Genomic DNA, 13,879 nt, shown 5'->3' with positions numbered 1-13,879 from the left:
GGTCAGTCCTCCAGTGCGGCGAGGCCGGGGAGCGTCTTGCCCTCGAGGTATTCGAGGGAGGCGCCGCCACCGGTCGAGATGTGGCCGAACGCGTTCTCGTCGAAGCCGAGCGTGCGCACGGCGGCGGCGGAGTCACCGCCGCCGACGACGGTGAAGCCCTTGGACTCGACGAGGGCCTGGGCGACGGCCCGGGTGCCTCCGGCGTAGTCGGGGTGCTCGAAGACGCCCATGGGGCCGTTCCAGAAGACGGTCGCGGCGTCGGCGAGCTTCGAGGCGTACAGCTCCCGGGTCTTCGGGCCGATGTCCAGGCCCTCCTGGTCGGCCGGGATGGCGTCGGCGTCGACGGTGGTGTACGTCGCCGGGGCCTTGGTCTTCAGGTCCGGGAACTCCGGGGAGACCAGCACGTCGACCGGCAGGACCAGCTCGACGCCGCTCTTCTCGGCGCGCTCCATGTACTCCTGGACGACCGGGACCTGGTCCTCCTGCAGCAGGGAGATGCCGACCTCGTAGCCCTTGGCCTTGAGGAAGGTGTACGCCATGCCGCCGCCGATGAGGAGGCGGTCGGCCTTGCCGAGGAGCTGGTCGATCACGGCGAGCTTGTCGGAGACCTTGGCGCCGCCGAGGGCGACGACGTAGGGCCGCTGGACGTCCTCGGTGAGCTTCTTCAGGACGCCGACCTCGGTGGCGATGAGGTAGCCGGCGTAGTGCGGGAGCTGCTGGGGCAGGTCGAAGACGGAGGCGTGCTTGCGGTGCACGGCGCCGAAGCCGTCGCCGACGTAGGCGTCGGCGAGCGCGGCGAGCTGCCCGGCGAAGGCGGCGCGCTCGGCGTCGTCCTTGGACGTCTCGCCGGCGTTGAAGCGCAGGTTCTCGATGACGGCGACCTGGCCGTCGGCGAGGCCCGCGACGGTGGCCTTGGCGGATTCACCGACGGTGTCCGTCGCGAAGGCGACGTCGGCGCCGAGGAGCTCGCCGAGGCGCGCGGCGGCCGGGGCGAGGGAGAAGGCGGGGTCCGGTGCGCCCTTGGGGCGGCCGAGGTGGGAGGCGACGACCACCTTGGCGCCCGCGTCGGCGAGGGCCTTGACGGTGGGCAGCACGGCGCGGATCCGGCCGTCGTCGGTGATGGTGCCGTCGGCGAGCGGCACGTTGAGGTCGGCGCGGACGAAGACCCGCTTGCCGCTCACGCCGTCGGCGAGAAGTTCGTCGATCGTCTTCATTGCTGGGGACTCTCCTGAGGAGGGCTCGTGGTGCTCCGTGATCGTAAAGGGGACCGGTCCAGTACGTGCGTCAGGGCCCGGCCGGTACGCGACGGTGCGCACCGACCGAGCCCTGCTGGCGCATCGAGATGCCTACAAAGAGGCGATCAGAGCTGGTTGCCGACGAAGACCGTGAGGTCGACGAGGCGGTTGGAGTAGCCCCACTCGTTGTCGTACCAGCCGATGACCTTCACGTTCTTGCCCTCCTGGACCATGGTCAGGGAGGAGTCGAAGGTGCAGGACGCCGGGGCGTTGACGATGTCCGAGGAGACGATCGGGTCCTCGGTGTACTCCAGGATGCCCTTGAGCTCACCCTCGGCGGCCTTCTGGAAGGCGGCGTTGACCTCTTCCTTGGTGACCTCGCGGGACAGCTCGACGACGAGGTCGGTGACCGAGCCGGTCGGGACCGGGACGCGCATGGCCATGCCGTCCAGCTTGCCCTTGAGCTGCGGCAGCACCAGGGCGGTGGCCTTGGCGGCACCGGTGGTGGTGGGGATGATGTTCTCGGCGGCGGCACGGGCGCGGCGCAGGTCCTTGTGCGGGAAGTCCAGGATGCGCTGGTCGTTCGTGTACGCGTGCACCGTCGTCATCAGACCCTTGACGATGCCGAAGTTCTCGTCCAGGACCTTGGCCATCGGCGCCACACAGTTGGTGGTGCAGGAGGCGTTGGAGATGACGTTGTGGTTCGCCGCGTCGTAGGTGTCCTGGTTGACACCCATGACGATGGTGACGTCCTCGTTCTTCGCCGGGGCGGAGATGATGACCTTCTTGGCGCCGCCGGCGATGTGCTTCTCGGCGTCTTCCTTCTTCGTGAAGATGCCGGTCGACTCGATGACGATGTCGACACCCAGCTCGCCCCACGGGATGTCGGCGGGGTTGCGCTCGGACAGGACCTTGATGGTCTTGCCGTCGACGGTGATGGTGTCCTCGGTGTGCGTGACCTCCTGCTTGAGGCGGCCGAGGATGGTGTCGTACTTCAGCAGGTGTGCGGTGGTCGCGGTGTCACCCAGGTCATTGACAGCCACGATCTCGATGTCGGCGCCCTGCTCAAGCAGCGCGCGGAAGTAGTTACGACCGATGCGGCCAAACCCGTTGATGCCTACGCGGATCGTCACGAACCGATCTCCTCGCTGGGTACGCCGGCCATGCGGAGCCGGCGAGCTCTGTTTGGGATGTCCCCGACCACCCCCGACCCTACCTCTCCGAGACCCCCGGAGTGACATCGAGATGCCACATACGCGGGCAGGCGGTCCGTACCCGCCGGTAGGGGTACGGACCACGTGGATCGGCGATGGATTCGCCCGGGTTTACTGCGGAATGCCTACCCTTGTTGACGCCGTTGTCACTCGTTCGTGAGCGGGTCGGCTCACCTGATGCGGCCCCTTTTCGTGCACCCCTGAGACGGGCTGCGCTCACCTGTGGAACAACAGGGGCCGCGTCTGTCAACGTTGCCTGCGTCACCCACTCGAAACATCACCGGCGAAGCGCGGCGAACGCCCTTGCGAGGAGTGCCGCGCGGTCGGCCGCGGACGTCAGGTGCTCCAGTCCGAAGCCCAGCAGCACGGTGTCCTTCGTGGTGACCGCGCCGTAGGTGCGGAACAGCGTCCCGGTGCGGGTCCAGTCCTTCAGGACGGCCGGGCTGCCCGGCGGCGGACCGGCGGCCTTCCAGGCGCCCAGGGACGTCTCGAACCCCTCGGTCTCCCGCACGCTCCCGCCCGTGACGAGCTGCACGTCGTCGGCGAGCACGCCGTGTCCGCCGGTGCCGGGGTCGGTGACGTAGCTGAGCGAGATCTCGACGCTGCGGCCCGCGTACGCGCTCAGGTCGAAGCTCACCTGCTGCCAGCCGCTGGAGGCGCCGGTGAGGCTGTTCCAGGCCCCGGTGGTGCCGGTCGGGGTGCAGCCGTTCGCCGTCAGGGTCAGGTAGTGCTTCAGCCAGGGATGCTCTCCCACGTAGAAGCCGCCCCCGCACTCCTCGGGCACCGCCTGACCGGTGGCGCCCCCTGACTCCGGCAGCGTCGTCCAGTCGTCCGTGCCGACGCCGTGCGCCTCCAGCAGGGCGTGGTCGTAGCCCGGCTCGGTGTCCCACAGCAGCCGCATCCGCAGCGTGGGCCGGTCGGCGGCGGTCACACCGGTCAGGTCGACGGTGCGGGTGAGCCGCTTGTAGGCGTCGTCGGTGTGCACGGCGGCCGCCATCGACGCGCCCGCGTACGGCCCGTACGGGTTGACGGTCCCGGCGAACTGGCCCGCCCCCGCGCTCGCGAACTGCGGATAGGTGCCGACCGGCAGCTCCTCGGAGGTCACGCCGTACGTTCCCGCCTTGTCCAGCGGGTTGCCCGGCGCCGCGGCCAGCGGTCCGCTGAAGCCGTTCAGCGCACCGGAGCCGGTGAACCCGGTGGCGCCCGGGGTCGAGGTGCGCGAGTACGCGCCCAGGTAGTACTGGCTGAAGTCGTCGGACAGGGTGCCGCCGCCGAGGTCGACGCTGCCGCCGGCCCGCTCCCCCGCCTCGATCAGCTTGCCGCCCTCGTTGAGGTAGGCGCGCAGCTGGAGCTGGGTGGCGTTGCCGGGGACGGCGGCGCCGGTGTAGTGCACGACGGTCCGGAAGTGCTTCAGCACACCGAGCGCGTCGGGCACGCCCTGGGTGGCCACGTCCCAGACGACGGCCCGGTGCCCGGCGGCCTTGAGTGCGTCCGCGTACGTCTGCGCCCCGGTGGCCTCGGCGCCCTCCTCGGCGACGACGAGGGTGTCGGCGCGGGGCCGCTCGGCGACGGTGTAGGTGAAGTGCCCGCTCGACGTGCGCCTGCCGCTCCTCGTCTCGCCGGTGAACCAGACCTCGACCTTCTCGCCCGGGTCGCCGTCCTTGATCGTGGCCCGGTACTCGTCGAAGTACAGGTTGTCGGCGCCGCCGTAGCGTTCACCGCCCTTCCACGGCCGCAGCGCCAGGTCGTGCACCCGGCCGCCATCGACGCGGTACTTCAGCTCCTTGTCCCGCACCGACTTGCGGACGACGACGGAGACCTCCTGGCCGGCGCCGCGGGAGTAGGACGTGGTGAACGGCGCCGGGGTGAAGTCGGCGGCGCTCAGGCCGACCGAGGACGCCGGGCGGTCGGGGTGGGCGGCCGTCTCGGCGACGGACAGCGCGAAGGGGACGTTCTTGGCGAACTCCTGCTGGATCAGCTTCTCGTCGTCCGGGAAGGTGAAGACCGAACGGCAGTCGGCCGCGTTCCAGGCGTCGTTCGGGTCGGCGTCCGACGCGGTCTGGCAGGTCGACATCTCCGGGGTGAACATCGCCGTGCCGTTGACGTTCCCCGCGTGGCCGTCCGCCTCGCCGTTGGTGGTGTACAGCTCCGAGGAGACCTGCGGGTGGTAGCCGGGGATCGCGGAGTGCTCAGGGGTGCCCGCGAGCGCCTTGTACAGGACGTCGTCCGGGGTCGGGGTGGCGACCTGCCAGCCGACGCCGTAGAGCAGCAGCTCGGCGGCGGAGTGGTAGTTGATGGCGTACCGGAAGCCGACGCGCTTTTCGAAGGCGTCCAGCGCCCGGGTCTCGGGCTCGGAGGCCGGCGCGGCGCCGCGGTAGGTCTCGCTGGTGGGGTTGGGTGACGAACCCTCGTCGTCGTAGCCCCACTTGTAGGCGAAGTTGCGGTTGAGGTCGACGCCGTCGCCGGTGGAGATGACGCCGTCGCCGTTGACGTCCCGCAGGTTCTTGCGCCACAGGCGCGTGCTCGCGTCCTTGAAGGTGTAGTCGTAGCCGTCGGGGTTGGCCGAGAGCACGAACCACAGCTCGGTGGAGTCGACGATCTTCCTGATGCGCCGGTCGGTGGCGTAGTGGTCCAGGTAGTGGTGGAGCAGCCGGCGCGTCATCTCCGGCGTGATCCACTCGCGCGCGTGCTGGTTGGACATGTAGAGCACGGCCGGCCTGGAGCCGTCCCTGGTCCTCTTCGCGTCCCTGGTGAGCTTGACCGCGAGGATGTCCTGGCCTTGGACCGTCTTGCCGATGGAGACCACCTTGGTCAGGCCGGGGTGCTGCTGTCCGGTCCGGACGATCTCCTCCTTCAGTCCGCCGGGCCCGCTGTACGGCCGGAAGACGCCCTGGGCGGCGCTCTTCAGGCGGGTGTCGGAGCGGGCGGACAGGATGTGCTCGGTGAGGGCGACGCCCTGCGCGCGCAGCTTGTGGGCCTGCTCGTCGGTGAGGTAGACCTCGGCGGCGGTCCTGCCGTGCCGCGGGGCGCGCGCGCCGAGTTCGTGGGCATCCTGGCCGGCGGCCAGCAGCAGGGGTACCTGCTCCTCGGTGACGTCGGCGCGGAAGACCTTGATCTCGTCCGTGTCGTGGGCGGGTGACGGTTGTGCCTGGGCGATGGGTGCGAGGCTCGCTCCGCCGAGCAGGAGCGCGCCGACAGCGAGGATCGATCTCGCTCTGGGTCTCATGAACCCCCCTAGCAGTGGTTCGCCACGGCGGCGAATGGTTGCCAGGCTCATGTCACTGCATGATCGAGTCAAGAGCGCCTCAAGGACACGGAAAACGCCGGTGGCTTGGACCCGAACGGCCCAAGCCACCGGCGTCGGTGAGGGTGCGTCATCAGCCGGCGCGGTGTCCGGCCGGCCCTCGGCGAGGGTGCGTCAGCCGACCAGGTTGTCGGCCAGCTCCTCGCTGAGGTTGGCCTCCGTGCCCGGGATGCCGAGATCGGAGGCGCGCTTGTCGGCCATGGCGAGCAGCCGTCGGATACGGCCCGCCACGGCGTCCTTGGTCAGCGGCGGGTCGGCGAGCGCGCCCAGCTCCTCCAGGGAGGCCTGCTTGTGCTCCATGCGCAGCCGGCCGGCGGCCGCGAGGTGCTCGGGCACGTCGTCGCCGAGGATCTCCAGCGCGCGCTGCACCCGGGCGCCCGCGGCGACCGCGGCGCGGGCGGAGCGGCGCAGGTTGGCGTCGTCGAAGTTGGCCAGCCGGTTCGCCGTGGCGCGCACCTCGCGGCGCATCCGGCGCTCCTCCCAGGCCAGCACCGACTCGTGCGCGCCGAGCCGGGTCAGCAGGGCGCCGATCGCGTCGCCGTCACGGACCACGACCCGGTCCACGCCGCGCACCTCACGGGCCTTCGCGGCGATCGAGAGCCGGCGCGCGGCCCCGACCAGGGCGAGCGCGGCCTCGGGACCCGGGCAGGTCACCTCCAGGGAGGAGGAGCGGCCGGGCTCGGTGAGCGAGCCGTGCGCGAGGAAGGCGCCCCGCCAGGCCGCCTCGGCGTCGCAGGTGGCCCCCGAGACCACCTGCGGGGGCAGGCCGCGGATCGGCCGGCCCCGGCCGTCCACCAGGCCCGTCTGGCGGGCCAGCTGGTCACCGCCCGCGACGACCCGCACCACGTACCGCGAGCCGCGGCGCAGCCCGCCGGGGGCCATCACGATCAGCTCCGAACTGTGGCCGAAGATCTCCAGGATGTCCCGCTTGAGCCGGCGGGCCGCCATCGCGGTGTCCAGCTCGGCCTCGATCACAATGCGCCCGCTCACCAGGTGGAGGCCGCCGGCGAACCGCAGAATGGCGGAGACCTCCGCCTTCCTGCAGCAGGTCCGGGTGACGGGAAGCCGGGAGATCTCGTCCTTCACCGCTGCCGTCATCGCCATGGGCCGATCCTTCCATGCATCCGAAAAATACGGTCGTACGCGGCGGCCAGCAGCTCGGGGTCGTGCCGGGGGGTTCCGTCCGTCCGCGCCACCGGAGCCAGCTCGACCGCGGCGCCGAGCCGCTTGGCGGCCTCGGTGAGCGAGTCGCGGTCGGGCACGGCGGCCTCGTCGGCCAACACCACGTCGAGGGCGAGTTTAGGGGCGTGTCGCCCCAAAACCTCCAAATGACGCTGCGGAGAGAAGCCCTCGGTTTCCCCGGGTTGCGGCGCGAGGTTCAGCGACAGCACACGGCGGGCCTTGGTCTGGGTCAGCGCGTCCAGCAGTTCGGGCACCAGCAGATGCGGGATCACCGAGGAGAACCAGGAGCCCGGGCCGAGCACCACCCAGTCCGCGTCCAGCACCGCCTCGACGGCCTCGGGCACGGCCGGCGGGTCGTGCGGCACCAGGTGCACCGACTGCACCTCGCCCGGCGTCAGGGCCACGGTGGCCTGCCCGCGCACGGTGTCCACGTCCTCGGGGCGCTCCGGGTCGTGCCCCTTGACCAGGGCCTGCAGCTCCAGCGGTACGGCCGACATGGGCAGCACGCGGCCGTGCGCCCCGAGCAGCTTGCCGACCAGGTCGAGCGCCATGACATGGTCACCGAGCTGCTCCCACAGGGCGACGATCAGCAGATTGCCGACCGCGTGCTCGTGCAGCTCGCCGTGGGACTGGAAGCGGTGCTGGATGACCCGCGCCCAGGTCTGTCCCCACTCGTCGTCGCCGCACAGCGCGGCCAGCGCCTTGCGCAGGTCGCCGGGCGGCAGCACACCCAGCTCGTCGCGCAGGCGTCCGCTGGAGCCGCCGTCGTCGGCGACGGTGACGACGGCCGTGAGGTCGCCGGTGATCCGGCGCAGCGCGGCGAGCGAGGCGGACAGGCCCATGCCGCCGCCGAGGGCGACCACCTTGGGCTGGGCGCCCCGGCGGCGCGGCCGTGCGCCACGGACCTCGACGGGCCGGCTCGCACGCCCTTCCGGCACGACCCGGCGCAGCCGGCTCAGCCGGGGAGTACGTCGCGTCATTCCCGTCCCATGTCCCGGTGTACGACCACCGTCTCCACACCCTCGGCGGCGAGCCGAGCGGCGAGCTTCTCCGACATGGCGACCGAGCGGTGCTTGCCGCCGGTGCAGCCGACCGCGATGGTCACATAGCGCTTGCCCTCGCGCCGGTAGCCGGCGGCGACCAACTGGAGCAGCTCGGTGTAGCGGTCCAGGAACTCCTTGGCGCCGGGCTGGTTGAAGACGTAGGCGGCGACCTCCTCGTTGACCCCGGTGAAGGGGCGCAGCTCGGGCACCCAGTGCGGGTTGGGCAGGAACCGCATGTCCACGACCAGGTCGGCGTCCACCGGCAGGCCGTACTTGAACCCGAACGACATCACGGTGGCCCGCAGCTCGGGTTCCTCGTCGCCCGCGAACTGGGCGTCCATCTTGGCGCGCAGCTCGTGCACGTTGAGGCTGGAGGTGTCGATCACCAGGTCGGCGTCGCCGCGCAGCTCCCGCAGCAGCTCGCGCTCGGCGGCGATGCCGTCGACGATCCGGCCGTCGCCCTGCAGCGGGTGCGGGCGGCGCACGGACTCGAAGCGGCGCACCAGGGCCTCGTCGGAGGACTCCAGGAAGACGATCCGCCGGGTGACGCCCTTGCTGTCGAGGTCGGCGAGGGACTCGCGCAGATTGTCGAAGAAGCGCCGGCCGCGTACGTCGACGACGACGGCGATCCTCGCGACGTTGCCCTGCGAGCGCGCGCCGAGCTCCACCATCGTGGGGATCAGGGCGGGCGGGAGGTTGTCGACGACGAACCAGCCGAGGTCCTCCAGACACTTGGCCGCGGTCGAGCGGCCCGCTCCGGACATGCCGGAGATGATCACCAGCTCGGGGATGGCCGCGTCGGGAACCCCGGGCGTCTCGCCATTCGTGCCCGTACTCACGTGTGCTCCGTCTCCGCCTCGGCCCTGTTGCCCGTCGTGCTTGTTCACGGTCATGTCTCCTGCCCCCGTCGTTCGTCCGGGGCGCCCGTCGTCACGGGTTCCCCGTCGGAACCCATGGTGCCGGGTTCCTCTTCAATGATCTCTCCCGTCGCCGTGTTCACGGCGGGTGCGGCCGGGGACGCCTGGGCGAGGGCCACGGCGACCGTCTCGGCCGTCTTGCGGCCTATGCCGGGGACCTCGCAGATCTGGTCGATGGTGGCGGCGCGCAGCTTCTTCAGCGAACCGAAGTGCTTCAGCAGCGCCTGCTTGCGCGTCTCGCCGAGGCCGGGCACGTCGTCCAGGGGGCTGGCGCGGAACCGCTTGGCCCGTTTGGTGCGCTGGTAGGTGATCGCGAAGCGGTGCGCCTCGTCACGGACGCGCTGCAGCAGGTAGAGGCCCTCGCTGGTGCGGGGCAGGACCACCGGGTCGTCGTCGTCCGGCAGCCAGACCTCCTCCAGGCGCTTGGCGAGACCGCACACGGCGACGTCGTCGATGCCCAGCTCGTCGAGGGCCCTCTTGGCGGCCGCGACCTGCGGCTGCCCGCCGTCGACGACGACGAGCTGCGGCGGGTAGGCGAACTTCCTGGGGCGGCCTTCCTCGTCCTTGAGGGCGTTCGCCTCGCCGGGACTCTCGGGAAGGCCGTCCGGGCCGTCCGACCCGTCGACGGCGCCCTGGCCGTCCTCTCCGGCCCACTCGCCCGTGCGCTCCTTCTCGGCGAGGTAGCGCCGGAAGCGGCGGTTGATCACCTCGTGCATGGAGCGGACGTCGTCCTGGCCCTCGAAGCCCTTGATCTGGAAGCGGCGGTATTCACCCTTGCGGGCGAGTCCGTCCTCGAAGACGACCATGGAGGCCACGACGTCCTGCCCCTGCAGGTGGGAGATGTCGTAGCACTCGATGCGCAGCGGGGCGCTGTCCAGCTGGAGGGCGTCGGCGATCTCCTCCAGCGCGCGCGAGCGCGTGGTGAGGTCGGAGGCGCGCTTCGTCTTGTGCAGCACGAGCGCCTGTTGGGCGTTGCGCTGCACGGTCTCCATCAGCGCCTTCTTGTCGCCGCGCTGGGGGATGCGCAGCGACACGTTCGACCCGCGGCGGCCGGTCAGCCACTCCTGCACCGGCTCCAGCGGGTCGGGCAGCGCCGGCACCAGGACCTCCCTGGGCACGGCGTCGCCGCTCTCCTCGCCGTAGAGCTGCTGCAGGGCGTGCTCGACGAGGGCGCCGGTGGTGATCTCCTCCACCTTGTCGGTGACCCAGCCGCGCTGGCCGCGCACGCGTCCGCCGCGTACGTGGAAGATCTGCACGGCCGCCTCCAGCTCGTCCTCGGCGACGGCGATGAGGTCGGCGTCGGTCGCGTCCGCGAGCACGACCGCGTTCTTCTCCATGGCCTTCTTCAGGGCCCCTATGTCGTCCCGCAGGCGGGCGGCACGCTCGTACTCCATGTCCTCGGCCGCCTCCATCATCTGCTTCTCCAGACGACGCAGGTAGGTGCCCGTACGGCCGGCCATGAAGTCGCAGAACTCCTCGGCCAGCTCCCGGTGGTCCTCGGGGGTGATCCGGCCGACGCAGGGCGCGGAGCACTTGCCGATGTAGCCCAGCAGGCAGGGGCGGCCGGTGCGGGAGGCGTTCTTGAAGACGCCGGCCGAGCAGGTGCGCACCGGGAAGACGCGCAGCAGCAGGTCGACGGTGTCGCGGATGGCCCACGCGTGCGCGTAGGGACCGAAGTAGCGCACGCCCTTCTTCTTGTGACCGCGCATCACCTGGACCCGCGGGAACTGCTCGTTCATCGTCACCGCGAGGTAGGGGTAGCTCTTGTCGTCGCGGTACTTGACGTTGAAGCGGGGGTCGTACTCCTTGATCCAGGAGTACTCCAGCTGCAGCGCCTCGACCTCCGTGGACACCACCGTCCACTCCACGGACGCGGCCGTGGTCACCATCGAGCGGGTGCGGGGGTGCAGGTTCGTCAGGTCCTGGAAGTAGTTCGCCAGGCGCTGACGCAGGCTTTTCGCCTTTCCGACGTAGATCACCCGGCGGTGCTCGTCGCGGAACCGGTACACCCCCGGGGAGTCCGGGATCTCACCCGGCCTGGGGCGGTAGCTGGAGGGGTCGGCCATGTCTCACACCCTACTGGCGTGCACCGACAGCGCGGCGCGGCTGTGGACAACGCCGGGCGGTGTCCACGGGCGTCGGACGCGGCGTTCTTCCGGAGCCGCGGTCCCGGGGTGTCAGGCCGAGGGGTTCGCCACGATCCGGCCGTTCTTGACCTGGACCGGCAGCTCCTTGAGCGGCTCGGTGGCCGGGGGGTGCAGCACCTTGCCGGTGGTGGCGTCGAACTGGCTGCCGTGGCAGGTGCAGGTCAGTGTGGTGCCGTCCAGCTTGGCGATGGGGCACTGCGCGTGCGTGCAGATCGTGCTGAACGCCTTGAGCGTGCCGGCGGTGTCCCGGCCGACCACCACGTTGTGCTTGCGGTCCAGCTTCGCTCCACCCCTGGCCACCTCGCTCTCGGGGCCGACGTCCACGGGCCCCTCGGACTCGGACTGCCCGGAGCAGGCCGCGAGGCCCAGCCCGGCGGCGGGGACGGCGGCGGCACCCTTCAGCAAGGTGCGGCGGCTGGGGACCGGGCTGCCGGACATGAGGTTCTCCACGGGTTCGGACGGTGCTGCGTGCCGCACGATACCGCCCTTGACCGGGCCCCGTCGGCTCTGTGCGAGCGGGTCGGCGGGAGGACGGCGCTGTGCGGCGCGGCGCAGACCAGGCCGGCGACCGGCGGGGGCGTGAACAGCTCGCGCGGACGGGGGGCGTAAACGCTTGCGTAAACGTTTACGTCCGCCTGCGGATCGGATAGCTTCCGTGCCAGGCCCGCTCCGGAGCCGGGAAGGAGACCCCGCATGCCCACCATGGCCGACGTGGCACGCTCGGCCGGTGTGTCCGTCGCGACCGTCTCGCACGTCCTGAACGGCACCCGGCCGGTGCTTCCGCGGACCCGCCAGGCGGTGCTCGACGCCATCGACGCGCTGGGATACACCCCGAACACGCTGGCCCGCTCGCTGGTGACGTCCCGGACCCGGTCCATCGGCCTCGCTGTCTCCGCGATCAGCAACCCCTACTTCACGGAGATCCTCCAGGGCGTCGAGGCGGCCGCGCTGGAGGAGGGCTACGGCCTGCTCATCGCCGATCCGCACGACGATCCCGGGCACGAGCGCCGGGTCGTGCAGCTGCTGCACGAGCGCCGCGTCGACGGGGTGATCGTCGCGCCGTCCCCCCGCCCGGACGACCTGGTCGGCTACCTCGCCCGCCACGCCGTGCCCACGGTGTTCCTCGACCGCGCCGTCGACGCCCCCACGGACCCGGCCTTCCGCTTCGACCAGGTGCACGCCGAGAACGCCGCGCCGACCGCCCGCCTCGTCACCCATCTCGCCGGACTCGGGCACCGCCGGATCGGCCTGGTCGCGGGACTGCCCGGGCTCAGCACCACCCGGGAGCGGGTCGGCGGCTACCGGCAGGGTCTCGCGGCCGCCGCTCTGCCCTGTGACGAGCGGCTCGTCGTCCACGGCGACTCCGAGGCGGCCGGTGCCGAGCGGGCCACCGCCGAACTGCTGGCGTCGGCCGCGCCGCCCACCGCTCTGGTCAGCGCCAACAACGCGATGACCATCGGCGCCCTGCGGGCCCTGCGCGCCCGGGGCCTGACCGTGCCCGGCGACATCGCGCTGTGCTGCTTCGACGACTTCGCCTGGGCGGATGTGTTCTCCCCCCGCCTGACCGCGATCGCCCAGCCCAGCAGGGAACTGGGCGCCACCGCCGTCCGCGTGCTGCTGGAGCGGCTCGCCGAGCCGGAGCGGCCCGCGCGCGCCGTGCGGCTGCCCTGCTCCTTCGTCCACCGCACCTCGTGCGGCTGCCCGGAAGAGCCGGGGGCGTCGACGCCGGGCGGGTGAGAGCCGCGCACGGAGAGCCACCGCACACAAGAGCCCTCGCTACCCCACGCTCCAGAGGAGAGGAACCGTCGCATGATCGTCGTCGCCGGTGAGGCCCTGATCGACCTGGTACCGCAGGGCACCGGTGCCCTCGCCGCCCTGAGGCCCGCGCTGGGTGGCGGGCCGTACAACACGGCGGTCGCCCTGGGGCGGCTGGGCTCCCCCACCGCCTTCTGCTCCCGGGTGTCGCGGGACGCCTTCGGCGAAGCTTTGCTCGACGGGCTGCGTACGGCCGGTGTGGACGTCTCGGTCGTGCAGCGCGGCCCCGAGCCGACGACGCTGGCCGTCGCCACGATCGACCCGAGCGGCTCGGCCGCCTACTCCTTCTATGTCGAGGGGACGGCCGACCGGCTCTTCTCGGCGCCGTCCGCACTGCCGGCCGGGACCCGGGCGGTGTCCTTCGGCACGTGCTCGCTGGTGCTGGAGCCGGGCGCCAGCGCGTACGAGGGGCTGATGCGCACCGCGGCCGCTCAGGGCGTGTTCACCGCCCTCGACCCGAACATCCGGCCGGGGCTGATCCCCGACGCGGACGCCTACCGGGCCCGGTTCAAGAGCTGGCTGCCCTTCGTGACGCTGCTCAAGCTCTCCGAGGAGGACGCCCTGTGGCTGGGCGGCACACCGCGGGAGTGGCTGTCCGCCGGTCCGTCGGCCGTGGTGATCACCCAGGGCGGGGACGGCCTGACCGCGTTCACGGCGGACGGCGCGGTGCACTCCGTGCCCGGTGAGCCGGTGGACGTCGTGGACACGATCGGCGCGGGCGACACGGTGAACGCGGCCCTGCTGCACGGCCTGGCCACCCGCGACGCCCTCTCCCCCGCCGCCCTGGCCACTCTGGGCCCCGACGGCTGGGAGCACCTGCTGCGGTACGCGGCCCGCGCGGCGGCGGTCACCTGCTCCCGCGCGGGCGCGGAACCGCCGTACGCCCGCGAGCTGGAGGGCTGACCGGCGCCCCGCCCTAGTGACGGGGCGCGTAACGGATGATGAATCCCAGTCCGTAGTGGCGCCACTGACGCCGGTGAATCTTCTCGTGCCGGATCCGGTTGTACGAGATGTATTCGGGG

Annotated in this window: 10 protein-coding genes; 2 read left to right on the top strand and 8 right to left on the bottom strand. The window is 71.6% G+C overall.

Annotation, left to right across the window (positions count from 1 at the left end; genetic code table 11):
* Positions 1–2 precede the first annotated feature (2 nt).
* From AB0E88_RS30900 to AB0E88_RS30865, 8 genes are all read right to left on the bottom strand, one after another.
* Positions 3–1,214 carry a phosphoglycerate kinase gene (locus AB0E88_RS30900; RefSeq protein WP_361637526.1) on the bottom strand — a complete coding sequence of 404 codons (1,212 nt, stop codon included), beginning with the start codon at positions 1,212–1,214 and terminating at the stop codon, positions 3–5.
* Between the two features lie 146 nt (positions 1,215–1,360).
* Positions 1,361–2,368, bottom strand: a complete 1,008-nt coding sequence (gene gap / locus AB0E88_RS30895; protein ID WP_361637524.1) for a type I glyceraldehyde-3-phosphate dehydrogenase — start codon at positions 2,366–2,368, stop codon at positions 1,361–1,363.
* Between the two features lie 358 nt (positions 2,369–2,726).
* A complete protein-coding gene (locus AB0E88_RS30890; protein ID WP_361637522.1) occupies positions 2,727–5,675 on the bottom strand; it encodes a M14 family zinc carboxypeptidase in 2,949 nt (982 codons plus the stop codon).
* A gap of 192 nt (positions 5,676–5,867) precedes the next feature.
* On the bottom strand, positions 5,868–6,857 hold the full coding sequence (gene whiA / locus AB0E88_RS30885; protein WP_351348863.1) for a DNA-binding protein WhiA: 990 nt from the start codon (positions 6,855–6,857) through the stop codon (positions 5,868–5,870).
* Positions 6,848–7,915, bottom strand: coding sequence for a uridine diphosphate-N-acetylglucosamine-binding protein YvcK (yvcK, locus tag AB0E88_RS30880; RefSeq protein ID WP_361637520.1), 1,068 nt, complete (start codon positions 7,913–7,915; stop codon positions 6,848–6,850). The genes whiA and yvcK overlap by 10 nt, the downstream gene beginning before the upstream one ends.
* The gene (gene rapZ / locus AB0E88_RS30875) at positions 7,912–8,871 is read right to left on the bottom strand and encodes an RNase adapter RapZ (RefSeq protein ID WP_361637519.1); all 960 of its coding nucleotides are present in this window, start codon (positions 8,869–8,871) and stop codon (positions 7,912–7,914) included. Before rapZ ends, yvcK begins: the two co-directional genes overlap by 4 nt.
* Positions 8,868–10,961, bottom strand: a complete 2,094-nt coding sequence (gene uvrC / locus AB0E88_RS30870; protein WP_361637518.1) for an excinuclease ABC subunit UvrC — start codon at positions 10,959–10,961, stop codon at positions 8,868–8,870. Before uvrC ends, rapZ begins: the two co-directional genes overlap by 4 nt.
* Positions 10,962–11,072: 111 nt before the next feature.
* Entirely contained in the window at positions 11,073–11,480 is a 408-nt protein-coding gene (locus AB0E88_RS30865; protein ID WP_361637517.1) for a Rieske (2Fe-2S) protein, read from the bottom strand.
* A 255-nt stretch (positions 11,481–11,735) separates the two neighbouring features.
* Between AB0E88_RS30865 and AB0E88_RS30860 the strand changes: the two genes are divergently transcribed.
* Together AB0E88_RS30860 and AB0E88_RS30855 are read left to right on the top strand one after the other, a co-directional pair.
* Positions 11,736–12,779, top strand: a complete 1,044-nt coding sequence (locus AB0E88_RS30860) for a LacI family DNA-binding transcriptional regulator (RefSeq protein WP_361637515.1) — start codon at positions 11,736–11,738, stop codon at positions 12,777–12,779.
* A gap of 72 nt (positions 12,780–12,851) precedes the next feature.
* On the top strand, positions 12,852–13,760 hold the full coding sequence (locus tag AB0E88_RS30855) for a carbohydrate kinase (protein WP_361637514.1): 909 nt from the start codon (positions 12,852–12,854) through the stop codon (positions 13,758–13,760).
* The last annotated feature ends 119 nt before the right edge of the window (positions 13,761–13,879 follow it).

Origin of the sequence: Streptomyces sp. NPDC028635 (assembly GCF_040637635.1) — a bacterium.
Lineage (GTDB): Bacteria > Actinomycetota > Actinomycetes > Streptomycetales > Streptomycetaceae > Streptomyces.
The sequence above is the reverse complement of the archived record's forward strand: the minus strand, read 5'-3'. Positions and strand labels throughout refer to the sequence as shown.

What these genes read in the sequence shown, in the direction of transcription:
- AB0E88_RS30890 (WP_361637522.1), bottom strand. Translation starts at nt 5,675, where the DNA reads ATGAGACCCAGAGCGAGATCGATCCTCGCTGTCGGCGCGCTCCTGCTC.
- AB0E88_RS30860 (WP_361637515.1), top strand. Translation starts at nt 11,736, where the DNA reads ATGCCCACCATGGCCGACGTGGCACGCTCGGCCGGTGTGTCCGTCGCG.
- rapZ (WP_361637519.1), bottom strand. Translation starts at nt 8,871, where the DNA reads ATGACCGTGAACAAGCACGACGGGCAACAGGGCCGAGGCGGAGACGGA.
- AB0E88_RS30900 (WP_361637526.1), bottom strand. Translation starts at nt 1,214, where the DNA reads ATGAAGACGATCGACGAACTTCTCGCCGACGGCGTGAGCGGCAAGCGG.
- whiA (WP_351348863.1), bottom strand. Translation starts at nt 6,857, where the DNA reads ATGGCGATGACGGCAGCGGTGAAGGACGAGATCTCCCGGCTTCCCGTC.
- AB0E88_RS30865 (WP_361637517.1), bottom strand. Translation starts at nt 11,480, where the DNA reads ATGTCCGGCAGCCCGGTCCCCAGCCGCCGCACCTTGCTGAAGGGTGCC.
- yvcK (WP_361637520.1), bottom strand. Translation starts at nt 7,915, where the DNA reads ATGACGCGACGTACTCCCCGGCTGAGCCGGCTGCGCCGGGTCGTGCCG.
- AB0E88_RS30855 (WP_361637514.1), top strand. Translation starts at nt 12,852, where the DNA reads ATGATCGTCGTCGCCGGTGAGGCCCTGATCGACCTGGTACCGCAGGGC.
- uvrC (WP_361637518.1), bottom strand. Translation starts at nt 10,961, where the DNA reads ATGGCCGACCCCTCCAGCTACCGCCCCAGGCCGGGTGAGATCCCGGAC.